The organism is Arthrobacter sp. TE12232, assembly GCF_054062615.1.
Window position 1 is genome coordinate 1,828,165 of sequence record NZ_JBSSFK010000001.1, and the last position, 21,981, is coordinate 1,850,145.

Sequence of the window (21,981 nt, forward strand, 5' to 3'; positions counted from 1 at the left end):
TCACCAAGTACGCGGGGTGCCCGCTCCAGGGCACGGAATCAAATTCCAGGAGCACAACATGAAAAAATGGGCAATTCCGGCGGTCCTCGCGGCCGCACTCTTCGTCGGCGCCGGACCGGCCGGGGCGGTGCCGTCGGGACCTCCGCAGCCCGCCGATCCAGCCACGTTCACATTGGATAATTGTGGCTTTCCGGTCACGGCGCAGCTCACCGGCAAGTTCAAGAACATCGCGACGCCTGCCGGCACTGTCATCAGTACGTCGCCAGGACTGAAAATCACACTGACGGCCAACGGCAAGACCCTCAACTACGTGATCACCGGTACCAGCCGCTACACATTCCTCAGCGACAGCGTTGAGGTAGTCTCCACGGGAAGGAATCTACTGCTGCTCCCCTCGCCGGACGGCCTGTACCTGACCACCGGCAACGTCAACTACGCCCTCAACCTGGACAACTCGGAGCTGAGGAGGTTCAGCGGACCGGGCACTGCAGCGAACGTTTGTCCTCTGCTGGCTCCCTGACGGACCAACCGGGGGCAGTGCACCACCACCGCGTTGTGGGCACCGCCCCCGGTTATCTGTCCGGAGCTCCGGCAGCACGGGCATTGCAGACGACTCCGTGCGTCGCCGGCGGACTTCCACAGCCCCCGCACAGCTTGACCCTAAAGCCCTCATATGGACCGCCGGGACAGTTGAGCCATGACGTTCACAGACCAGGCCTCAGGAACCCTGTCACACTCCACGGCGACGCCGGCCGGTCCGGCAGCACCCGCCGCACTTTCCGGGCTCGCCGTGGCCGACGCGCCCGCCCAGGCCCGGTTCGGCGGGCCGCTCACCAGCCCGGGCGGCCGGCGCTCAGCTATTGACACGCGCACCAGCGAGCCGCTGCTGGACGTCACCATCCCGGTCTTCAACGAGGAGCGGGACCTCGAGGCGTGCCTGCGCCGGCTCCACGCCTATCTTCTGGGCTCCTTCCCGCACTCCTTCCGGATCACGGTGGCGGACAATGCCAGCACCGACGGAACACTCAAGACGGCCGAACGCGTAGCCCGTGAGCTCCGCGAGGTGAACGTGGTCCATATGGCCGAAAAAGGCCGCGGAAATGCGCTGCGCAAGGTCTGGCTTGCCTCGCCGTCGCCGGTCCTGGCATACATGGATGTGGACCTTTCCACCGATCTGGCGGCGCTCGGCCCCCTCCTTGCCCCGCTCATTTCGGGGCACTCCGACCTCGCGATCGGGACCCGGCTGACCCGCAACTCGCGGGTGGTCCGCGGGCCGAAGCGGGAATTCATCTCGCGCAGCTACAACTTCCTGCTTCAGTCCTTCATGGGCGCCCATTTCAGCGACGCCCAGTGCGGCTTCAAGGCGATCCGGGCGGATGTGGCCCGGCAACTGCTCCCGCACACTTTGGACAACGCCTGGTTCTTCGACACCGAGCTGCTGGTCCTGGCCGAAAAGTGCGGCCTGCGCGTCCACGAAGTCCCGGTGGACTGGACCGATGACCCGGATTCGAGCGTGGACATCGTCCAGACCGCCATCGCGGACCTGCGCGGCATGGCACGGTTGAGCCGGGACCTGGTCTCGGGCCGGATCCCGGTTCCCGAGCTGCGCGCCGCCCTCGCCCGCGGACCGCTTCCTGCTTCCTCGCGGGCCCAGGAACAAAGTCCCGGCGGAAGCCTCTTTGGACAGCTCGTCCGCTTCGGCAGCATCGGGGTGGCCTCCACTCTGGCATACCTGGTGATTTTCCTGCTCTGCCGCGGGATCATGGACCCGCAACTGGCAAATTTCCTCGCGTTGCTCACTACCGCCGTGGCCAATACCGCGGCCAACCGGCGTTTCACGTTCGGCATCCAGGGCAGCAGTCAGGCGGCACGCCACCACTTCGAGGGCCTGCTGGTCTTCGGGATCGGCCTGGCCCTGACCTCGGGCGCCCTCGCCGTGGTTCACAACGCGTCAGGAGGGGAACCGGACCGCTGGCTTGAACTGGTCACGGTCACGGCCGCCAACCTCGCCGCCACGGCCGTCAAATTCCTGCTCTTCCGTCTGGTGGTGTTCCGTCACCGGCCCGCCACCGCAGTTCCCGGCCGCACCGGCACTCCTGCCGTGCCCGCCACCACCGCAGGCACTGCTCCGGCGCCAGCTGCCACCGATGCTTCCCTTCCCCGCACAGAAACGGCCCAGTAAATGACGTCAACCATCAGCCCCACCGCCGGAGCCCAGGCGGGCTCCCCCGCCGGCACGCCGGCAGTCCAGGATTCCCCCGCCTCGGCACCCGAGGCCGGCGGGACGGCGCCACAGCCGCCCGCATCCCGCCCGCCCGCATCCCGGAACCGCCGGGAACACCTGATGTTCGGACCGCAGCCCCGCTGGGTGCGGCCCTCGGCAGCTCTGCTCCTGGCCATCACCGCCGTGTTGTACCTCTGGAACCTGGAAGCCACCGGCTTCGCCAATTCCTTCTACGCCGCGGCGATCCAGGCCGGGACCAAGGACTGGACCGCGCTGCTCTTCGGCTCCCTCGACGCCGGGAACGCCATCACTGTGGACAAGCCGCCGGCCGCCCTGTGGATCCCGGCCCTCGCCGGGCGGATCTTCGGCTTCTCGGCACTGAGCATGCTCATTCCGCAGGCACTGATGGGAGTGGCCGCCGTCGGGCTTCTCTATCTGACCGTCAAGCGGGTGACCGGGCCGGCCGCGGGCCTGATGGCCGGCGGCGCCCTGGCGCTGACCCCCGTGGCCGCCCTCATGTTCCGGTTCAACAACCCGGACGCCATGCTTACCCTGTGCCTGGTGCTGGCCGCCTACCTCACCACCCGCGCCATCGAGAAGGCCGGCTGGAAGTGGCTCGCCGCGGCCGGCGCGGTGATCGGCCTGGCGTTCCTGTCCAAGATGCTGCAGGGCTTCCTGATTGTGCCCGGACTGGCCCTGGCATACCTATGGGCGGCGCCCGCCACCCTGGGCCGCCGGCTCTTGCATCTGCTGGCCGCAGCCGCGGGGATCGCCGTCGTGGCCGGAAGCTACATCGTCCTGTTCCAGCTGACCCCGGCCTCGGCCCGGCCGTATATGGCCGGTTCGGAGACCAACAGCTTCCTGGAACTCACGTTCGGGTACAACGGCTTGGGCCGGATCACCGGATCCGGCGGAGGCATGCCCGGCGGGGGCAACATGGGCGGCAACGCCGGAGGCCCGGGCGGCAACGGTAACGTCGGCTTCGGTGGCGCGGCCGGGATCGCCCGGATGTTCGGGACCAGTTTCGGCGGCGAGGTGTCCTGGCTCCTGCCGGCGGCCCTGATCCTGCTGGCGGCGGGGCTGTGGTTCACCCGGCGCGAGACCCGGACCTCAAGGACCCGTGCGGCGCTCCTGCTGTGGGGCGGCTGGCTGGTGGTGACGGCCGGGATCTTCAGCTTCATGAGCGGCACCGTGCACCCGTACTACGCCGTGGCGCTGGCCCCCGCGGTCGCAGCCCTGGCGGGGATCGGCTCCGTGGAACTGTGGCGGGGCCGGGCCTACTGGCCCGCACGGATTGTCCTGGCCGTGACGGTACTGGCCACCTCGGTCTGGTCCGCCGTGCTCCTTGGCCGCGACCCGTCCTGGCTTCCCGGGCTCCGGGTGATCGTCGTGATCCTTGGCGTCCTGGCGGCCGCGGCGCTGCTCCTGCGCGCGGACAGCCTCGCGGGGCTTCCGGCCCGGTTCCGCAAGGCCGCCACGGCCGGCGTCGTGGTTCTCTCCCTGCTGGCCGGCGGACTCGGCAGCACCGCATGGACGCTGGCAACGGTGGCCCAGCTGCACTCCGGTTCGATCCCCACGTCCGGGCCCACCGCGTCCGCGATGGGCGGCGGCTTCGGGACGGCAGGCAGAGCATTCGGCGACCGCACGAACGCCGACACCAGCGGCGCGCCGGGGGCGCTCGGCGGACCCGGCGAGGAACCGGCCTCGGCCGAGCTGACGACCCTGCTGAAGTCCTCCGGTGCCAAGTGGTCCGCGATTGTCTCCGGCGCCACCCAAGCCGCAAGCCTGGAACTCGCCACGGGCACCAGCGTGATCGCGCTGGGCGGCTGGAACGGCGGAGACCCCTACCCGACGCTCGCGCAGTTCCAGGCGATGGTGGACCGCGGCGAGATCGGCTACTTCATTTCCGGCGGCATGGGCGGCATGGGCGGGGGCCGCGGCGGCAACTCCGAGGTCGCCGCGTGGGTCGAGGCCAACTTCCAGGCCCAGACCGTGGGCAACGCCACCGTCTACAAGCTGGGGGCATAGGGCGCCATGACTGACACCCTGAACCCCAGGACAGGCCCTACGCCGGCCCGCACGCCGGGACAGGCGGGCCCGCAAGCCCCGAACCTCCCGCAGGTCCCGCCGCACCAGCAGTCCCCGAAGTCCGCGGTGTCGCAGGCACCCCGGGCGGCCGGGGCTGCACGCCGCGGCCCCGGACCCTGGCGGCCGCGGCTGGAACTGGCGGCCCTGCTGGTGGCCACGGCCGTACTGAACCTGTGGAACCTGGGCGCCTCCGGCTGGGCCAACGCTTTTTACTCCGCCGCGGCCCAGGCCGCGTCGCAGGACTGGACGGCCTGGTTCTTTGGTTCCTCCGACTCCGCCAACGCCATCACCGTGGACAAGCCGCCGGCGTCGCTGTGGGTGATGGGGCTCTCGGTGCGGCTCTTCGGGCTCAGCCCGTGGAGCATCCTCGTGCCGCAGGCGCTCATGGGGGTGGGCACGGTCTGGCTCGTGTACCTGGCCGTGCGCCGGGCCGCGGCCCCTGCCACGGCCGATCCCCGCCTGGCCCACCGGGCAGGGCTTCTTGCCGGTGCGGTCATGGCGCTGACCCCGGTGGCGGTGCTGATGTTCCGCTTCAATAACCCCGATGCCCTGCTGGTGCTCCTGATGACCGCGGCCGCCTACGCCGTGCTGCGTTCCATCCAGGATGCGCGCCTGCGCTGGCTCCTGTTTGCGGGGGTCCTTCTGGGCTTCGGATTCCTCACCAAGCAGCTGCAGGTCCTGCTGGTTGTCTCCGGCTTCGCCCTCGCCTACCTGCTCGCGGCGCCGGCCGGGCTGGGCAGGCGCATCGTTCACCTGCTCGGTGCGGGTGTGGCGATGGCCGCCGCGGCCGGGTGGTGGCTGGCTGCCGTCGAGCTCACTCCGGCGGCGGACCGCCCCTACATCGGCGGGTCGCAGAACAACTCGATCCTGGAACTGACCCTCGGCTACAACGGCCTGGGCCGGCTAAGCGGCGATGAAACCGGGAGCGTGGGCGGCAGCAACGGCTGGGGCACGCCCGGGCTGTTCCGGCTCTTCAACAGCGAGTTTGGCGGCCAGATTGCCTGGCTGCTGCCCTCGGTGCTGCTGCTCGGGGCGGGACTGCTGTGGCTGGGGCGCCGGGCGCCGCGCACCGACGCCGTGCGGGCCTCGGTGATCATCTGGGGTTCCTGGGTGGCGGTCACCGGCCTGACGTTCAGTTTCATGGCCGGGATCATCCACCCGTATTACATGGTGGCGCTGGCCCCCGGGATCGCCGGGCTCGCCGGGCTCGGCGGCGTCCTGCTCTGGCAGCGGCGGGACCAGCCCGTGGCGGCGGCGGTGCTCGCCGCGGCGATCGTGGCGGCCGGGGCCATGGCCTCGGAGCTGCTGGGCCGCACGGCGACGTTCGTGCCGTGGCTGCGCTGGGTGGCGCTCCTGGGCGCGCTCGCCGCGGCCTGCCTGGTGCTGGCCGCCGCCGCCCCGGGATTTCAGCGGCTTGGATTTCAGGGGACCTGTCAGCGGACCGGATTTCAGGGGACTGGGGTCAAAGCGTCCGGCCTGAAGGCGTCCAGGGTCATGGCGCGGACGACGGCGGTCCTCGCGGTGGCCGCTGCCCTCGCCGGACCGCTGGCGTACTCGCTGTCCACCGCGGCCACCGCCCACAGCGGCTCGATCGTCAGTGCCGGACCGGCCGTGTCCGGCCGGGGCGGGGCGGGGATGCCGGCGGCCTTCGGCGGCGGCGCCGGCTTTGGCGGTCCAGCCGCGGGGAATGGCAACGGCACGTTCACGGGTGCCGGCCGCGGCCCGGGGGCCGGTGGCGCGGGCGGCATGGGCGGCCTGGGCGGCCTGCTGGGGGCCAGCACCCCGTCGACGGCCCTGGTGAACGCGCTGCAGACGGACGCCGGCAAGTTCACCTGGGCTGCCGCCGTCGTCGGATCCAACAACGCCGCTGGCTACCAGCTGGCCACACAGCTCCCGGTGATGGCCGTCGGCGGGTTCAACGGCACGGACCCGGCGCCGACGCTGGCACAGTTCCAGCAGTACGTGGCCGACGGCAAGATCCACTACTTCATCGCCGGACGCATGATGCAGGGCGAAAGCGGATCCAATGACGCCGCCCAGATTGCCGCGTGGGTGCAGGACAATTTCACCGCCCAGACCGTGGGCGGGACCAGCGTGTACCAGCTGGCGCGGTAGGCTGCCGCGTCCGGACGGCGGGCGGGCCCTAGAAGTCGAAGGACAGGGTGCGCACGCCGGCGACCGTGAAGTGCGTGGTCACGGCAACCTCGGAGTAGTCGGGGATGTGGAGCACGCCGTCGGGCAGCTCGCCGGCGTTCGGGCCCACCGCCACGGTCCGGATGCCGGCGGCGACTCCCGCAGCGATGCCCGCCGGGGCGTCCTCGAACACCACGGCGTCGGCCGCGTCCACGCCCAGCAGTGCGGCCGCCCGGAGGTATCCCTCGGGGTGCGGTTTGCCCCGGGCCACGTCCTCAGAGGTGACCGCGGCGGCTGGGATGCCGATCCCCGCGGCGGCCATCCGGACCTCGGCCAGATCCCGTGACGCTGACGTCACCAGCGCCACGGCATCCGGCGGGAGGCTCGCGAGCAGCTCCAGCGAGCCCGGCACCGGGACAATGCCGCGGGTCTCGGCCAGCTCCATCCGGCCCAGTTCCGCCGCGAGGGCGTGGATATCCGCGCCGGCCGGGGCGAACCTGCGGACCGTATCCATCGCCTGGACTCCGTGGGAGGAACGCAGGATCTCCGCGATGTCGAGGCCGTAACGCCCGGCAAAGGTGGTCCATACCTGTTCCACGATGCTGGTGGAATCCACCAGTGTGCCGTCCATATCGAACAGAACGGCGCGGGCGGTCAGGGTCGTGGCACTGCGGCGGGAGGGAAGGCTCATGGTTCCATCCTGCCCCATGCCCCCGGGCTTAGGCCCTGCGGTCGGGGGGGGCGCAGGCGTCACCGGGCGCAATGTGGCGGGCTCAGCCGTTGGGCCGGCCGGGGATGTATTGCACGGCCCATTTGTTGCCGTCGGGGTCGGCGAAGTGGATGAAGTGTCCCCAGTCCTGGACGTCGATGTCGCTGACGTCCACGCCGTTGTCCTTGAGCTGCCGGTGCGCGGCCTGGATGTCGCTCACCACGAGCTGAAGGCTCGGCGCCGTGCCGGGCGGGGCGTCGTTGAGGCCCTCCCCGATCGCGATCGAGCAGCCGGAGCCCGGCGGCGTCAACTGGACGAACCGGATGCCTTCCATGGGGCGTTCGTCGTAGTCGGCGTTGAAGCCCACCATGTTGACGTAGAAATCCTTCGCCCGGTCGACGTCGGACACGGGCACAAACACGAGTTCAAGTTTCCAGTCCATGGCGCACAGGCTAACGCGGGCCGCCGCACTGCGGAAGGGATCCCCCGAGGGGAGCCGGCCCTAGCCGGCGATGCCGTAGAGCCGGTCTCCGGCGTCGCCCAGGCCGGGCACGATGTAGGACTTTTCGTTGAGCTTCTCGTCGATCGAGGCCAGGACAATGGTCACGTTGGCCTCGGACAGCTCTTCTTCCAGCTTGGCCAGGCCCTCGGGGGCGGCCAGGAGGCAGATGCAGGTAACGTCGGAGGCGCCGCGCTTGAAGAGGAACTTGATGGCCTCGCGCAGGGTTCCGCCGGTGGCCAGCATGGGGTCGAGGACGAAGATCTGGCGGTCCGTGAGGTCCTCCGGGAGCCGCTCGGCGTAGGTGATGATGTCCAAGGTCTCTTCGTCGCGGGCCATGCCCAGGAAGCCGACCTCCGCTGTGGGGACCAGTTTGGTCATGCCCTCGAGCATGCCGAGCCCGGCGCGCAGAATCGGGACCACCAGCGGGGTGGGCTTGGTGAACGCGGTGCCGATCGTGGTGCTGACGGGCGTCTCGATGGTCACCGGTTCGGTGCGGACATCACGCGTGGCCTCGTAGGCGAGGAGCGTCACAAGCTCTTCGGTGAGCTGGCGGAAGACCGGGGACGGGGTGTTCTTGTCCCGCAGAACGGTGAGCTTATGGGCGACCAGCGGGTGGTCCACAACGAGAGTGCGCATGGGTCAAAACTATCATCCGGATCCCGGGGACCGTCCCGCTGGGCCGGGAGTATCGGCGTCGTCCGTCCCTGCCCGGGCACTGGCGCCGGCGGCGCCTTCGTGCAGGTGCGCGGGGTGCTCAAAGGTCGGCGCGGGGCCGGCGTGTTCGCGGTGCCGCAGCACATGGAAGAGCCGGTGGGCCAGGATCACAATCCCCACCCAGGCCAGTCCCAGCACCCACCCGACGATCACATCCGTCATCCAGTGGTGGCCCAGATAGACCCGGCTGAGGCCCATCGCGATGATGAAGATCGCCCCCGCGGTGATCAGGGCGATCCGGGCGCTAGTCCGTTTGATCTGAAGGCAGGCCAGGTACACCACGAGCGCGATCACCACCGTGGTGTTCAGCGTGTGCCCGCTCGGGAACGATGGCGAGTTTTCGTACGGCGGCACGGCGTCGGCGTGGTCCGGGCGGGCGCGGCCGATCAGTTTCTTGCCCAGGGCCGTGGCGGTCACGGAGACGGCGGCGGCGCCGCCGATCAGAATCAGCGGCCGCCAGCTGCGGGAGGTATAGATCAGTATCGCCGTCAGGATGCTGGCCAGGATGGGCATGCCGATGCCGCCGCCGATGTTGGTGAACCCGGTGATGAAGGCGTCCAGGCCGGGGTTGCGCAAATGCTCCATGAACGCCAGCGTCGGCTTGTCCAGGTTCGCGAGGCCGGCGTCGTCCACCACGTTGTCGTAGACCTCGGCGGTGGTCAGTGCCAGGATCACCACCACCACGCCGCCGATCAGCATGGTGATCCACAGCGCCGCGTAGGGCACCACCCACTTGCCCCAGCGCTGCGTCAGCCAGTTCTCTGTTCTGGTGGTCACGGCCGTCTCCCGGATACTTGACTAGTTTAACCCGTGGGCTGCACAGCCCGGCTGAACAGCATACTTAGGATCGAAACTATCATTGACCCATGACTTCTCCGGAGCCGCGCCATGCCCAATGGATGGGCCTTGCCCTGGCCGAGGCCCGGAATGCCTTGGCCACCGCGGACGTGCCGATCGGCGCCGTCGTGATCGGACCGGACGGTTCCGTGCTGGGTGCGGGGCGGAACGAACGCGAGGCCCTGGGGGACCCGACGGCGCATGCCGAGATGGTGGCCATCCGCGAGGCGGCCGCGCGGTTGCGGACGCGCCGGGCCCTGGAAGGCAAGGACGACGACGGCTGGCGGCTGGAGGACTGCACCCTGGTGGTCACGCTGGAGCCGTGCGCGATGTGCGCGGGGGCGATCGTCCTGGCCCGGATTCCGCGGGTGGTGTTCGGGGCCTGGGATGAGAAGGCCGGGGCCGCGGGGTCCGTGTTCGACATCCTCCGCGAGCGCCGGCTCAACCACTGGGTGGAGGTTTATGCCGGCGTCCGGGAGCAGGAATGCGCCGCGCTGCTGCGGGACTTCTTCGCCGGACACCGCGCCTGATCCGTTCCGGCTACCCGGCCCCGGGGGCTTCTGCAGATGCTGCGAGCGCATCGATGCGTTTTTGCCGGGTGGCCGGCGAGTCGAGGCTGAAGGCCCGGAAATCACCGAGGTCCTCGCGGATCCAGGCTTCCACCTCGGCGATCCGCTGCGTCACGGCGGGCGTGGCGCCGTGGAACAGCCAGGACACGATCCGCTCTTTGGCCGGTTCATACTGCCAGAGCCCGATGATCCGGCCGCGGTCCAGGATGGGGTGGTCCGGGAGGTCCGCCTGCAGCGCGAGCGATTCCAGCGCCGGTTTGTGCTGGTCTTCGTCGGCGAGCAGGTCCGCCGCGTTGCGGCGCAGCAGGAACAGTGAGTCCGTTCCGGCGAGCAGCTGGATCTGTTCCTCTGCCGGTTCTTCGAACGCGGCGAGGAGTCCGACGTCGTCGGGCAGCATCCACAGAGCGTCTCCCCCGGCGAGGTCCTGTGAGGTCTGGGCGGTGGGTACCTCCAAGGCGCCGACGGCGGCGAGCGCCGCCTTGGTCTGCGCCACGGTGAACGCTGTGAACCACTGCGATTGTTTGAAGGTGGCGCCGCCGGTCCAGCCCAGGTAGCGCCGGATCAGCTCGGTGCGAGCGGCGTCGTCGTCAAAGTTGCTGGCCGGCACGCCCCAGGGCTCGTAGGCGTAGCGCTGCTGGTCCAGGCGTCCGTTGGCGGGAACGCGGCGGATCCTGCCGTCGGACTGCAGGAGCCCCAGCGCGGTGGGCAGCGTGGTGGTGGCGCCCTTCTTCTTGCCTTCTTCCCCGAGGTTGCGGACGGAATCGCCGAGCTCGTCCTTGAGCTGCCGCGGATCCAGGGGGCCGTCCGCTTCGGCGAGAGTATGCAGCACCTGCTCTTCCAGCAACGTGATCTCGCCGCGGTCCACACCCAGCCTGCCCACCACCTTGAAGGCCGAATCGGCCGCGTCCCGGCCCAGCTGGAGCGCCCAGGCGAAGTCGTCACGGCCCAGGACGTAGGTGCAGCCGCGGGCGGCGGGGAGCTCGAGGATCCGGTGGGCGAGGACGTCGGCGTCCACCTGTACCCGGCGGATGCCGGCGCGGGCGAAGAGCGTGAGGTACGGATTGGCGCCGCCCACGGACCGGGCCCAGCCGGCCCGGGCGAGCACCTGCTCCGCCGTGCAGCCGGCCAGCGAGCCGTCCAGGCCCTGCCGGTGCCAGGCCCAGGCCCGGAGCCGTTCCCGGGTCAGGCTCTGCGGCTCCGGCATGTCCACGGGCGCTTTGACCGACGGTGCGTGCGTCGTCACAGGCTGGGTGCTCATGGGCTCATTCTCCAACAGCTTCTCCGTCAGCGGTATCAAGAACGGGTATCAACCCGCGCCGTCGGGTTTCCCTGTTCTCCCGCCAGGAACCCGAGCACGGTGCCAGCGGTGGTATCCCAGCCGGGCAACCGGCCGCGTGCGGCGACGGCCGCGTCCCGCCAGCGTTGCCTGAGCGCGGGGTCGCCCAGCCAGCGGCGCAGCAGGTCCGCCAGCGGGGCGGGGTCCGTTCCGAGGCCGACGGCGGCGCCCGGCAGCGGCAGGTTCGGCACCGGCGGGGCGGGCGGCCCCGGCAGCGTGCCGGCCGGGGTGCCGGGAAAGGTGCCTGCCGCAAGCGCCTCGACGGCGCCGGTGCCCTCGCGCACCACCACGGGAATGCCGCGGGCCAGCGATTCGGTGACCACCAGGCCGTAGGTTTCGGCCCGGGAAATCAGCAGGCTGAGATCCGCCGCATCCCATTCGGCGTCGAGCTCTGAGCCCCGGAGCTCGCCAGGGATGCTGACCCTCCGGGCCAGGCCCAGCCGTTGTACCGTGTCCCGGAGCTGCGCGGCGTAGGCGGGATCGGCGGTGTCCGAGCCGATGAGGGACGCCGTCCAGGGCAGGTCCATGAGCCGTGATAGCGCTTCCAGCAGGAGCGCCTGGGCCTTGTTCGGCAGCAGTGCGGCCACGGCAATGAAGTGCGGGACGCCGGAGCCGGCGGACAGGCTGCCCGGTGCCAACGGTGCGGGCGCGGTGCCGGGGAGGGCCACTCTGATGCCGTCCAGACCGTGCCGGGCGCGGATGTCCGCCGAGGCCGAACCGCTCGTGCAGATGACCCCGGCCGCGGCCTGCAGGGCCCGGCGTTCACGCCCCGGGTGGTCTGCCAGGGGCATGTGCAGCAGGATCCAGACCTGCTGACCTGCGGCAGCGGCGGCTTCCAGTTCGTCGGGCGCCCCGCAGGCGAGGAGGCTGTCGACCAGCGTCACGGAACCAGGCGGCGTGCGTGGCGGGTCTGACCCCAAAAGGACGCGACCCGACTCAGCAGGGGCGCCGGCGTCGGGCGTGGCGTGCAGCAGCCGGGCCAGGCGCTCCCGGTCTTCGGCGCTGCCGCCTGGCCAGTCGCCGTCGAGCGGGCACGTCTCCACGTCCGCGCCCAGGGCGCTGAGTTCCCGGGCAAGTGCGGCGTTGTAGACGTTGCCGCCGGAGTTGTGCCGGACGTTCCCGGGCACCACGAACCGGATGCGCAGGCTGACCGGCGGCATGTGCGGCGTCTAGCGGGCGTCGAAGTCCAGTGAGTAACTGGCCCAGGCATCGGGCGTCTCTCGCAGGGTGACGTCCAGCCCGGTGAGCGCGCCGCCGTCTCTGCCCGTGCGGATCTGCGCGGCGACACCCTCGCCGATGTAACGGGCCAGGGCCTCGGTGGTGCTCAGTTTGCCGGCGAAGTCGGGGTGCTCGTCGAGGTTCTTGTAGTTCAGCTCGCCGAGGACCTCGTCCACTACGACCCCCGCCGCGCCGATGTCCAGCACGATCGCGTCGTCATTGAGCTCACGACGGCGGAAGGTCACCTCGGTGACGAACGTGGCCCCGTGCAGGCCCTGGGCGGGGCCGAAGACTTCGCGGGGCAGGCTGTGGGCGATCATGAAGTTACGGCGGACGGTCAGACTGAACACGGGCTACCTCGTGGCTTCGATGGGCTGGGCGATGGATGGATCAGTGGACTGGGCTTCGTCCGACGGGGCTTTGTCTGACGGGTATTCAATGACGTGGCACAGCGCGTTCAGGCTCCCGTCGGCAAGCCGCTGGACGACGTCGGGGAGCTCCGCGAACGCCGAGGATCCGGTGAGGAAGACGTCAAAGACCGGGTCCTGCAACAGGGCCACGGCGAGCGCGAGACGCTCGGCGTTGGTGCGGCGGTGCCGGCGGGCGCGCGCGACCTTGCCCACCTGGCTGGCCCGGATGGACAAGCGGCGGGCGTGGAAGTCCTCGCCCAGCGGCAGGCTGATTCTCCGGTCGGCGTACCAGGACATTTCAATGATGTCGCCCTCGTCGCCCACCAGCTGCAGGCTCCGCTCCAGGCCTTCCTGCGAGGCGGAACAGTGGATCACGATGTCACAGTCCGGAAGGGCATCGTCGGGGTGGCTGAAGTCGACGCCGAGGGCGTCCGCGAACGCGCGCTTGGCGGGGTTGACGTCGATCAGCTGCAGCCGCGCGAGCGGAAAGCCGGCCAGGAGCCTGGCCACCGTTCCGCCGACGAGTCCGGCCCCAATCACGGCAACCCTGTCGCCCAGACGGGGTCCGGCTTCCCAGAGGCCGTTGACGGCGGTCTCCACCGTCCCGGTGAGCACCGCGCGGCGGGCGGGGACGCCGTCGGGGACCACGGTGAGTGATTCGACCGGGACGATGAAGCGGTCCTGGTGCGGGTAGAGGCAGAAGACGGTCTTGCCGGCCCAGCCGTCCGGGCCGTCCTCGACCACGCCGACAGTGAGGTAGCCGAACTTCACCGGGTAGGGAAAGTCCCCCTCCTGGTTGGGGGCGGCCATGGCCCCGGCGACGCACGCCGGGACGCTGGCGTGATGGACGACGAGCTCGGTGCCCTTGCTGATGCCCGAGTACAGGGTCCGGACGAGCGCCTCGCCGGGGCCGCGGGCGGGCAGTTCCTCGCTCCGGAGCTCGCCCTGTTCCGGGCCGACGGTCCAGTAGGCGGTCGCGGTGGCGGGCCCTGCAAAAGTAGTCATGGTGCTTCCGAATCTAGTGCCCTGCCCGTTCGCGGGGAAGGGCGGCGCGCGCGGGCTACGGGTTTGTTCGGGTGCCGTTGCGGCTCGTTTTGTGGATGAGTGCCTTGCTCCGGTACCCTAGTCAGGTTGGTGACGTGTCCGAGCGGCCGAAGGTGCAACACTCGAAATGTTGTTTGGTGTCAAAGCCAACGTGGGTTCAAATCCCACCGTCACCGCCACGTAGCGAGGCCCCTGCTTCCCTTTGTTTACAAGGGAACCAGGGGCCTTCGCTTTGCCCGGAGTGACCTGCTTGGCAAAGAATTGGCAAAACTTTCTTAAGGGCTGCCTCGCCCAGCCGCAACTTTGCGCCTCGGCCCGCTGCCGCGCTTCGGAGAAAGCGTGTAGCTGACCGCCCAAAAGACTTCGATGGCAGTCAGCATAAGAAGGATGGGATACCAGGACTGCAATGCCGCCGTCCGTCCGGCATCAGCGACGCACCAGGCCAGTAGCAACAAGATACCTGCCGAGATCACTGCCGCCAATGCGGTGCGGGCCACATCCGCCCAACACGATTTGATATGTGCCCAGCCGGACAACCGGACCGGCTTGGGGCCTCCGGAGAAATGATAGGCGAACCGGGCATCAGCCCAGCCGATCATGCGGTGCCCGTACGCGATCGAAAAGCCGATGTACACCGCCGCTAGCCCGTGGTGCCAGGTCGCCTCGTTCCCTGACTGAAGGTGCAACGCCGTCGAGATGAGCAAGACCAGATCGACCACGGGAGCCAGGGCAAGCAGGAACAAACCCAGCCGCGGCGCCCGGCCCACGTACCGGGCAGGAAGTCCCAACAAGATAACTACCCTGAAGGCGACCTCACACACGACGATGATCGTCAGGATCAAAACAAACCCCTTGTTAACACAACCGTGTTAGCTCGCGCCTATTACAAGAAGACGCGCGGTCGCCTCACTGCGCAATGAGCCTGCGGACGTTTTCAACGACCGCGGCGCGCCGTGCGGCGGCGTCAGGTAGTTGAGCCCGGCTCATTTCAGGCGTGAGTGTGTGCCAGGTCATCGCCAAGGCACGCACCGCGGTCAGGATTTCGATGGCGGACCGGTCCGCCGGGAGGAGACCTTCCACCTGGGCCTGCTCGATAAGGGCGATCTTGTGGCGGTGGGCGGCCATAAGCTCCTCCAGCTCACCCTCTTCACCGCGTTCCAGAATGTACCAGTTCGTCAACCGGAGAATGTTTGGATACTTCTGGTAGACGTCGAAGGTGCGCCCCGCGTATCCAGCGAGGTCGGCGGCGTCGAACTCGGCCTCGTCGACAAACGCGAGCACGCGCTGGGTGAATACTTCTTCAAAAAGACGGTCTTTGCTGTCGAAATAGCGGTAGAGCATTGCCTTGTTCGCCTGCGCATTGTCGGCGATGCGATCAACGCGCGCCCCCGCAATCCCATACCTGGCGAACTCTTCCTCGGCTGCGTCCAGGATTCGTCTCTTGGTTGCTTCTGCATCTCGGGCCACTCCCAGACACTAACAAGTAACTAGTTAGTTGACAAACGCTTCTGCGCCGCTTCATCATGTTAAGCAACCAACTAGTTACTTATAAAGGAGTTCCTATCGTGAGTAGTTCAACACCGGACGTCGAGGTGGGGGCCCCGACCGGCCCGACCGGCCGCGGGTCGCGGGGCGTGGTGCTGGCGGTGATCATGGGCTGCCAGCTGATGATGGTCCTGGATACATCGATCGTGACCACTGCGCTGCCGCATCTGGAGCGCGAGTTGGGGTTCACCACCTCATCGCTGTCGTGGGTGCAGAACAGCTACGCACTGGCGTTCGGCGGCCTGCTCCTTCTGGGCGCCCGGGCCGGTGACCTCCTGGGCCGCCGTCGGGTCTTCATGGCAGGCGTAGCAATGTTCACCGTCGCGTCGCTGCTTGCAGGGCTGGCACCGAATGCCGGCGTGATGATCCTTGCCCGTGTTCTGCAGGGAATCGCCTCCGCATTCGCGATTCCGGCAACACTGGCCCTGTTGGTCCAGTCCTTCCCTCAGCCTGAAGAGCGGTCGAAGGCAATCGGTATATACAGCGCCGTGATCGGTGCCGGCGGAAGCGTTGGCATCATCGTTGGGGGCGTGTTCACCGATCTGCTCTCGTGGCGTTGGGGGCTACTGATCAACGTGCCGATCGGAGCCGTCGTCCTGCTGCTCGCACCCCGCTTCCTTCCGGAGACCGGCAGGAGCAAAGGCAACTTCGACGTCCCCGGCGCACTCACTGTCACCTTCGGCATGTCGTCCCTGGTCTTCGGGTTGGTCAATGCCAGCGAGGCAGGCTGGAAACAGCCGGTAACCTGGGGTCCGCTGCTTCTGGCCGTTCTGCTCATCGCGACGTTCATCGTCGTTGAACGCCGCGCAGCCCAGGCCATCACTCCCCTGCGTCTTTTCAAGGACACGACCCGTTCCGGCGCGTACCTCATCCGGATCCTGATCGTGGGCGCGATGTTCTCCACGTTCTACTTCCTCAGCCAATACCTGCAGAACATACTCGGGTTCAGTGCATTCATCGCAGGCATGTCCTACATCCCGCTCACACTCATGTTCTTCGCGATGGTCTACGTCATTCGGCCGCTCAGCAACCTCATCGGCAAGCCCATGCTCCTGGTCGCATCACTCATCACCGCCGCGCTCGGGATGTTATGGCTGAGCACCATTGGCCCAACCACCACCTACTTCCCCGGCATCCTGCTGCCCCTGATCGTTTTGGGCGCCGGTCAGGGAGCCGCGATCATCCTGCTCACAGAGTTCGGAATGTCGCGCGTGGCCCCGGAAGACAATGGCGCAGGATCCGGTCTGGTCAACACCGCCCACCAACTCGGCGGCTCCATCGGCCTCGCCCTGCTCACCGTGGTGTTCAGCAAGGCCGCAGGCACTGGCACACACCTGGCCCAGACGGAGGCCAACGCCTATGCCGCCGTGTTCAACGCCGCGACGTGGTTCTACGCCTTGGCCATCATCGCCGGAATTGTCATCACCATCGCCAACCGAAGCGCGGCTATAACCATGCCTCCCTCGCCCACCGGCCCCGCCAGCTAACGGCCCTGATGAGGATCGCGCGCCCGCGCGGCATAACGCTGACAGGAAGGCTGCGGCGTCATCGCTGACCGCTAGGAACCGCCGATCCCGGGCAGTATGGCGCCGGCGCGTTTCACCGGGGTGCCGACCAGGCTTACCTCGGCGGCAGCCACCCCGAGAGAACCTAGTGTCTCCGTCACGAACAAGTGCAGAGCTGGCAGGTGCGCGCAGTAATAAGCCAGGAACATGTTGGGCGTTCCGGTCATTGCCGCTACGCCGTGTATTCCCGGCATCAGGGCCAAGGCCTGCCCTACCTCGTTCACCGCGGCGGGCGGGACGGTCAAGCTGATGTTGGCATCAACCTTGAGGCCGAGCGCCTCACGGTCGACAAGTGTGACCGTGCGAAGCAGCCCGTTCGCCGATAGCTTCTCCACGCGCCGGCGCAGCGTTGATATCGGCGTGGATGACCTGCGGGCAAGGTCAGCAAGTGAAGACCGCGCGTTCGCAGCGAGCAGCTCTCGAACCTCGGGATCGTCCGCCGCCCACACGGGAGTCACGTCATGCCCAAGCGGACGGAGGGCGGCAACTTCTTCGGGGGAAAGTAGTCCCAACGTCCATGATGCGGGGTCGGCATATCGATGTAAGCCGGTGTGGCTCCTGATGTCGACTATGTCGCCCGCAGAGGCGAGCCCGGCCCGCAATGCACGCGCTCGGGACGGCGAGGAAGTCATGCTCGAGGCCACGATCTCTTGCCCGTCTTCCATGATGTCCACGAACTGAACATCGTCCCGACGGGCCAGCGCCGACGCGATCCTGACAACCTTCCCCTTCAGGACCCGCACGCGAAGAATCGCGGTGACTGACTCAGTTTCCGGTGCGACGACCTGCGGAAGGATCACCCGGACAGTCCCGGAGTCCAAGAGTCGGTTGATTCTCCGCACGGCCGTCCGCTCGGCCAGGCCCAAGACGTCGGCTATGCCAGCAGCCGACGCCCGGCCATCAAGCTGCAGCGCGCACACGATCCGCCGATCGTCCTCGTCCAGAATGGCGGATTTGTTCACTAGCCGATCATATATGGCGGAACCCGTTCACTTTAGACTCATTACCAGGCGCCGGGTTGATCCGCGGAAGAGGCTTGGGTTCTCGACTACTTAACAAAGGAACGCACATGGTCCAGCTCGACTCCGTCCCAGCCGCTCTCAAAGCGGCAGCAAACGTCATCCGTTCATTTCGCCTTCCGTCAACTCCGCCCAGCGACCGCGCCGAGTTCTTCAAGCAGTTCCAGGACATCAACACGGCCGCCACCAAGGCGGTGCGTGACGCATTGGCCGACGTCGCCCCCGAAATTGGATGGCTCGACCTCGAAGCCGAGACAGGACGGCCCGGCAGGCTACTCCACTCAGGTTCTTGGTGGGTCTGCGACCCTATCGACGGCGCAGTCCAGCTGCTCCAGGGCATGAACGCCTGGTGCATCTCACTAGCCCTCATCACCGACGGCGTGGCAGCGTCAGCATGGGTTTATGACCCCGCCAAAGACGAGATGTTCCACGCCTCGATCGGAGAAGGAGCCACCGTCAACGGGCGCCCCATGAGCGCATCGCCAAAATCCGACCTTGCGGACGCCTTCGTCGCCACGTCTCATGCGCCCGGCCAGAACCAAGACGGGCACTCGAACGCCCTGGCCGGTGCCGCATACACCGCCGCACTGAATACCGTCGGCGCGGTCCGCAACCTGGGACCGACATCCCTACAGCTCGCTTGGGTCGCTGACGGCAGAATCGACGCCTTCTGGGCCTTCGGGGCGGACCAGTCGAACTGGGTCGCTGGCAGCGTGCTGGCCGCAGAGGCCGGCGCCTCGACAACCGATATTCGCGGGGCGGCGCTCACTTCGCAGTCGACCAGCATTTTGACGGCAGGACCGGCACTCGCAGAGTCGCTCCGCCAGATGTTGACCCGCACCAATGAACCACCACTGACCGGTGCCGGTCCTGCTGCTAGGCTCCTCCTATGACCGCTGAGAGCGCCGTCCTCGTTGCTGCCGAGGAACTCCTGGTGCAGCGCCTGCAGCCGGCCATTTTTAACCACAGCGCCCGGGTCTTCGAACTTGCCCGAGCCATCGCGGCGCATGAGGGTTGCCCGGTTGACGTTGCGGCTCTGCGGATCGCTTCGTTGTTCCACGATGCCGGCACCGCGGACGAATATGACGGCCCGCAGCGGTTTGAAGTCGAGGGTGCGGACGCAGCTGCGGCCTTCCTGAGCGCCCAGGGATGGGACGCTACCCGGGTCGACTCGGTGTGGGAGGCCATTGCGCTGCACACTTCACCTCAAATCGCTGAGCGACGAGGCCCTTTGACTCGCTACCTCCGTCTTGGCGTTCGGGCCGACTTTGGGGACGACACCCTGCTGCCTCGCGCGGAGGTGCATCGTTCTTCGGCTCAGGCGAGGTATCCCCGACTCATGATCGAGCAGTGCTTGGGAGATGCGGTTGTTCAGCAGGCATTGCGCAACCCCGGGAAGGCGCCCCCGGCTTCCTGGCCCGGGGCGCTGCTGGAAGCTCATCGGAGCGCTCCTCGCCGCCAGGGCATCAACCCGGCTTTCTAGCCGCAGACCGGAACAGCCGGTCATTCCCGCCCCGCATCCAGCACTGCAGCTCTCCCCTTCGCTGGCGCAGAATGCATCAGCTTGAGCGTCGGGACGGCCCGCGGCGACTGTTTCCGTTGCGAACCTGCGCGTCACGTTTGATGATTAGTGAAGGGCTTCCAGGGAACTGCCCGTCGGTGTACGCCCTGCGCACCCTCCAGGACGGTGAGAAGTGAGTGATCGAAGCCAGGCTATTGGGTTCTTGGTCCACGACAACGTGACGATGGTGGACATTGCCGGGCCCGCTGATGTGTTTCACCACGCAAATGCGTTCGGGGCCCACTACGAGACTGTTTTAGTTTCCGCCGACGGCAAAGCCAAGCGCGCTTCCAACGGACACTATTTGACCGCAGAGACTGCAGCTGGACGGACGGGCGCCTTGGACACAGTCATCGTTCCGGGTGCTTACGGGATGGTGGCCAAGCCTTTCGAACAGGAGCTGGTCGAGGCGGTTTCCGCCCTGACGGATGATGCCGGCAGGATCGCTTCCGTCTGTACCGGCGCCTTCCTCCTGGCGCACAGGGGCCTGCTGAACTACCGCAACGCGACCACTCACTGGACCCAGGTCGAGCGGTTCAGCAGGTCATATCCGCTGGTACGCGTCGTCCCGGATGCGCTGTTTGTGCAGGACGGGGCGATCATCACCTCCGCGGGTGTCAGTTCCGGGGTGGACCTGGCCTTGTTCATAGTTGAAGACGACTACGGTCCCGACGTTGCCCGGGCCGTCGTCCGTCAGATGGTCATTTTCAATCAACGGCCGGGAGGTCAATCCCAGCGCCCGGTCGCGGTCCGCGTAAGCGCTCCCCGTGACCACGTCCTCCGAAAGCTCTTGGACCGTATCGCCGCCGATCCCGCTGCGGATTACTCAATTGGCGCCATGGCCGCCATGACCAATCTCAGCGCAAGTAGCCTCACCCGGCGATTTCAAGAGGCAACCACCACCACCCCCGGTCGATACGTCGAGATGGTGCGCATCGAAGCGGCTCAGGCAATGCTCCAGCGGGGAGCCACTGTCGCGGCAGCCGCAGCCGCGAGCGGTTTCGGAAGTGCCGAAACGATGAGGCGGGTCTTCACGCAGAAGATCGGAATGAGTCCCTCGCTGTATCTGGAACGCCTCACCACCTGACTCTGACGCAGGCTGACGCTATCTGCGGGGTAGTTGACAGCATTTGCGGGTCCGCCGACTCCATCCTTGATCAATGCTGGATACATCCGGTCCAATCCGGTGTATCTACAAAAAAGGAGAAGGTCATGCCCTTCGTAAATGTCAAGCTCGTCGACGGCGTCTTCACGGAAGATGAAAAGCACCGGATGGCGGCTGCCTTAACTGACGTCATGGTCAAGTTCGAAGGATCTGAAGCTTTCCGCGAGGTGGTCTGGGTCCTCATTGAGGAGCTGCACACCGACGGCTGGCACATCGGCGGTTTGCCCTTCAGGGGACCGGCCAGCCTGATGGACGGACTTGCCCGCTCCAAGAGCCTCTACGAGTCCATCGATGGCCACCCGGTTACTCGACCGGAACTGGCCGAGAAGGCCCCCGTCCAAGAAAAGTAACCCCAACTACAGGAAGACCAATCACATCACTCCGTTCGGAGATGTGATGGCGGCGGGAGAGCATTCGTTCTCCGCCTTCGAGACAAGGAACAGAATCATGGGCTTCATCAAAGTCGGCACCGAGAACACCACAGACATCGAGCTCTACTATGAGGACCACGGCACCGGCCAGCCGGTTGTCCTGATCCACGGCTACCCGTTGGATGGTGGCTCCTGGGAAAAGCAAACCGCAGCCCTCTTGGATGCCGGGTACCGCGTCATCACGTACGACCGCCGAGGCTTCGGCAAATCCAGCAAGCCGACCACAGGCTACGACTACGACACCTTCGCAGCCGACCTCAACGCCGTCCTCGAAACCCTGGACCTGCAGGACGCCGTCCTCGTCGGCTTCTCGATGGGCACCGGCGAAGTTGGGCGCTACATCGGCACCTATGGCGAGGCCCGCGTAGCCAAGGCAGCATTCCTTGCATCCCTCGAGCCGTTCCTGCTGCAGACCGACGACAACCCCGCCGGCGTTCCTTCCTCGGTGTTCGACGGCATCCGCACCGCCGCCATCGAAGACCGCTACAGCTGGTTCACCAACTTCTACAACAATTTCTTCAGCACCGATAAGTTCCTCGGGAACCGCCTCAGCGAGGAAGCGCTGCGCAATGCATGGAACGTCGCCGCCGGCTCGTCCTGGTACGCGTCCTTCGCCGTCGTCGACTCGTGGCTGGCGGACTTCCGCTCCGACGTAGAGAAGGTCACCGTGCCGACCCTGATCGTCCACGGAACGGACGACCGCATCCTGCCGATCGACTCGACAGGCCGTGAGTTCACCAAGCGACTTCCGTCCGCCGAGTACGTGGAGATAGAAGATGCACCGCACGGCATGCTCTGGACGCACGGCGCCGAAATCAACGAAATCCTGCTCCGCTTCCTGGCCAAGTAACCACCCCGCCGAAGTGGCGTCCATACATTGCATTCTCAGATGGCCTGCCAGCTTGCAGGTA

At 67.3% G+C, this 21,981-nt stretch carries 22 protein-coding genes and 1 tRNA gene; 12 read left to right on the forward strand and 11 right to left on the reverse strand.

The window, feature by feature from the left end; all coding sequences use genetic code 11:
- Nucleotides 1-58: 58 nt before the first annotated feature.
- The 4 genes from ACVWZ7_RS08005 (at nucleotide 59) to ACVWZ7_RS08020 (ending at nucleotide 6,427) form a co-directional block, all read left to right on the forward strand.
- On the forward strand, nucleotides 59-520 hold the full coding sequence (locus ACVWZ7_RS08005; RefSeq protein ID WP_344362967.1) for a hypothetical protein: 462 nt from the start codon (nucleotides 59-61) through the stop codon (nucleotides 518-520).
- A gap of 177 nt (nucleotides 521-697) precedes the next feature.
- The gene (locus ACVWZ7_RS08010; RefSeq protein WP_456507518.1) at nucleotides 698-2,182 is read left to right on the forward strand and encodes a glycosyltransferase; all 1,485 of its coding nucleotides are present in this window, start codon (nucleotides 698-700) and stop codon (nucleotides 2,180-2,182) included.
- Nucleotides 2,183-4,252: a glycosyltransferase family 39 protein gene (locus ACVWZ7_RS08015; RefSeq protein WP_456507519.1), complete on the forward strand. Its 2,070-nt coding sequence runs from the start codon at nucleotides 2,183-2,185 to the stop codon at nucleotides 4,250-4,252.
- A gap of 6 nt (nucleotides 4,253-4,258) precedes the next feature.
- A complete protein-coding gene (locus tag ACVWZ7_RS08020) occupies nucleotides 4,259-6,427 on the forward strand; it encodes an ArnT family glycosyltransferase (protein ID WP_456507520.1) in 2,169 nt (722 codons plus the stop codon).
- 28 nt (nucleotides 6,428-6,455) lie between these two features.
- On the opposite strand, the gene ACVWZ7_RS08025 is transcribed toward ACVWZ7_RS08020, so the two are convergent.
- From ACVWZ7_RS08025 to ACVWZ7_RS08040, 4 genes are all read right to left on the reverse strand, one after another.
- Nucleotides 6,456-7,136 carry an HAD-IA family hydrolase gene (locus ACVWZ7_RS08025; RefSeq protein WP_456507521.1) on the reverse strand — a complete coding sequence of 227 codons (681 nt, stop codon included), beginning with the start codon at nucleotides 7,134-7,136 and terminating at the stop codon, nucleotides 6,456-6,458.
- A gap of 82 nt (nucleotides 7,137-7,218) precedes the next feature.
- The gene (locus tag ACVWZ7_RS08030; RefSeq protein ID WP_456507522.1) at nucleotides 7,219-7,596 is read right to left on the reverse strand and encodes a glyoxalase superfamily protein; all 378 of its coding nucleotides are present in this window, start codon (nucleotides 7,594-7,596) and stop codon (nucleotides 7,219-7,221) included.
- Nucleotides 7,597-7,656: 60 nt separating this feature from the next.
- A complete protein-coding gene (upp, locus tag ACVWZ7_RS08035; protein ID WP_091255877.1) occupies nucleotides 7,657-8,292 on the reverse strand; it encodes a uracil phosphoribosyltransferase in 636 nt (211 codons plus the stop codon).
- 12 nt (nucleotides 8,293-8,304) lie between these two features.
- Entirely contained in the window at nucleotides 8,305-9,147 is an 843-nt protein-coding gene (locus ACVWZ7_RS08040; RefSeq protein ID WP_456507523.1) for a phosphatase PAP2 family protein, read from the reverse strand.
- Between the two features lie 89 nt (nucleotides 9,148-9,236).
- Here ACVWZ7_RS08040 and ACVWZ7_RS08045 point away from each other — a divergent pair, with 89 nt between their 5' ends.
- On the forward strand, nucleotides 9,237-9,737 hold the full coding sequence (locus ACVWZ7_RS08045) for a nucleoside deaminase (RefSeq protein WP_456507524.1): 501 nt from the start codon (nucleotides 9,237-9,239) through the stop codon (nucleotides 9,735-9,737).
- 10 nt (nucleotides 9,738-9,747) lie between these two features.
- Here ACVWZ7_RS08045 and ACVWZ7_RS08050 read toward each other — a convergent pair whose 3' ends face one another.
- From ACVWZ7_RS08050 to ACVWZ7_RS08065, 4 genes are read right to left on the reverse strand one after another with little or no spacing between them, the layout of a single operon-like run.
- Complete coding sequence (locus ACVWZ7_RS08050) at nucleotides 9,748-11,034, reverse strand: DNA glycosylase AlkZ-like family protein (RefSeq protein ID WP_456507525.1); 1,287 nt, start codon at nucleotides 11,032-11,034, stop codon at nucleotides 9,748-9,750.
- Nucleotides 11,035-11,069: 35 nt separating this feature from the next.
- Nucleotides 11,070-12,272, reverse strand: a complete 1,203-nt coding sequence (locus ACVWZ7_RS08055; RefSeq protein ID WP_456507526.1) for a glycosyltransferase family 4 protein — start codon at nucleotides 12,270-12,272, stop codon at nucleotides 11,070-11,072.
- A 9-nt stretch (nucleotides 12,273-12,281) separates the two neighbouring features.
- A complete protein-coding gene (locus ACVWZ7_RS08060) occupies nucleotides 12,282-12,680 on the reverse strand; it encodes a 6-pyruvoyl trahydropterin synthase family protein (protein WP_456507527.1) in 399 nt (132 codons plus the stop codon).
- A 3-nt stretch (nucleotides 12,681-12,683) separates the two neighbouring features.
- A complete protein-coding gene (locus ACVWZ7_RS08065; protein ID WP_456507528.1) occupies nucleotides 12,684-13,745 on the reverse strand; it encodes a dehydrogenase in 1,062 nt (353 codons plus the stop codon).
- Nucleotides 13,746-13,873: 128 nt separating this feature from the next.
- Between ACVWZ7_RS08065 and ACVWZ7_RS08070 the strand changes: the two genes are divergently transcribed.
- A tRNA-Ser gene (locus ACVWZ7_RS08070) sits at nucleotides 13,874-13,963 on the forward strand.
- A gap of 96 nt (nucleotides 13,964-14,059) precedes the next feature.
- Here ACVWZ7_RS08070 and ACVWZ7_RS08075 read toward each other — a convergent pair.
- Nucleotides 14,060-14,626, reverse strand: a complete 567-nt coding sequence (locus tag ACVWZ7_RS08075) for a hypothetical protein (protein ID WP_456507529.1) — start codon at nucleotides 14,624-14,626, stop codon at nucleotides 14,060-14,062.
- A gap of 64 nt (nucleotides 14,627-14,690) precedes the next feature.
- Nucleotides 14,691-15,251: a TetR family transcriptional regulator gene (locus tag ACVWZ7_RS08080; RefSeq protein ID WP_456507530.1), complete on the reverse strand. Its 561-nt coding sequence runs from the start codon at nucleotides 15,249-15,251 to the stop codon at nucleotides 14,691-14,693.
- Between the two features lie 98 nt (nucleotides 15,252-15,349).
- Here ACVWZ7_RS08080 and ACVWZ7_RS08085 point away from each other — a divergent pair, with 98 nt between their 5' ends.
- A complete protein-coding gene (locus ACVWZ7_RS08085) occupies nucleotides 15,350-16,816 on the forward strand; it encodes an MFS transporter (RefSeq protein ID WP_456507531.1) in 1,467 nt (488 codons plus the stop codon).
- A 71-nt stretch (nucleotides 16,817-16,887) separates the two neighbouring features.
- Here the strand turns inward: ACVWZ7_RS08085 and ACVWZ7_RS08090 are convergent, their stop codons facing one another.
- A complete protein-coding gene (locus tag ACVWZ7_RS08090) occupies nucleotides 16,888-17,856 on the reverse strand; it encodes an Lrp/AsnC family transcriptional regulator (protein ID WP_456507532.1) in 969 nt (322 codons plus the stop codon).
- 107 nt (nucleotides 17,857-17,963) lie between these two features.
- Between ACVWZ7_RS08090 and ACVWZ7_RS08095 the strand changes: the two genes are divergently transcribed.
- The 5 genes from ACVWZ7_RS08095 (at nucleotide 17,964) to ACVWZ7_RS08115 (ending at nucleotide 21,920) form a co-directional block, all read left to right on the forward strand.
- Nucleotides 17,964-18,806 (forward strand): inositol monophosphatase family protein, encoded by an 843-nt coding sequence (locus ACVWZ7_RS08095; RefSeq protein WP_456507533.1) that lies wholly within the window; start codon nucleotides 17,964-17,966, stop codon nucleotides 18,804-18,806.
- The gene (locus ACVWZ7_RS08100) at nucleotides 18,803-19,396 is read left to right on the forward strand and encodes an HD domain-containing protein (protein WP_456507534.1); all 594 of its coding nucleotides are present in this window, start codon (nucleotides 18,803-18,805) and stop codon (nucleotides 19,394-19,396) included. Before ACVWZ7_RS08095 ends, ACVWZ7_RS08100 begins: the two co-directional genes overlap by 4 nt.
- A gap of 211 nt (nucleotides 19,397-19,607) precedes the next feature.
- Nucleotides 19,608-20,561 carry a GlxA family transcriptional regulator gene (locus tag ACVWZ7_RS08105; protein WP_456507535.1) on the forward strand — a complete coding sequence of 318 codons (954 nt, stop codon included), beginning with the start codon at nucleotides 19,608-19,610 and terminating at the stop codon, nucleotides 20,559-20,561.
- A gap of 125 nt (nucleotides 20,562-20,686) precedes the next feature.
- On the forward strand, nucleotides 20,687-20,989 hold the full coding sequence (locus ACVWZ7_RS08110) for a tautomerase family protein (protein WP_456507536.1): 303 nt from the start codon (nucleotides 20,687-20,689) through the stop codon (nucleotides 20,987-20,989).
- A gap of 97 nt (nucleotides 20,990-21,086) precedes the next feature.
- Entirely contained in the window at nucleotides 21,087-21,920 is an 834-nt protein-coding gene (locus tag ACVWZ7_RS08115) for an alpha/beta fold hydrolase (RefSeq protein ID WP_456507537.1), read from the forward strand.
- The last annotated feature ends 61 nt before the right edge of the window (nucleotides 21,921-21,981 follow it).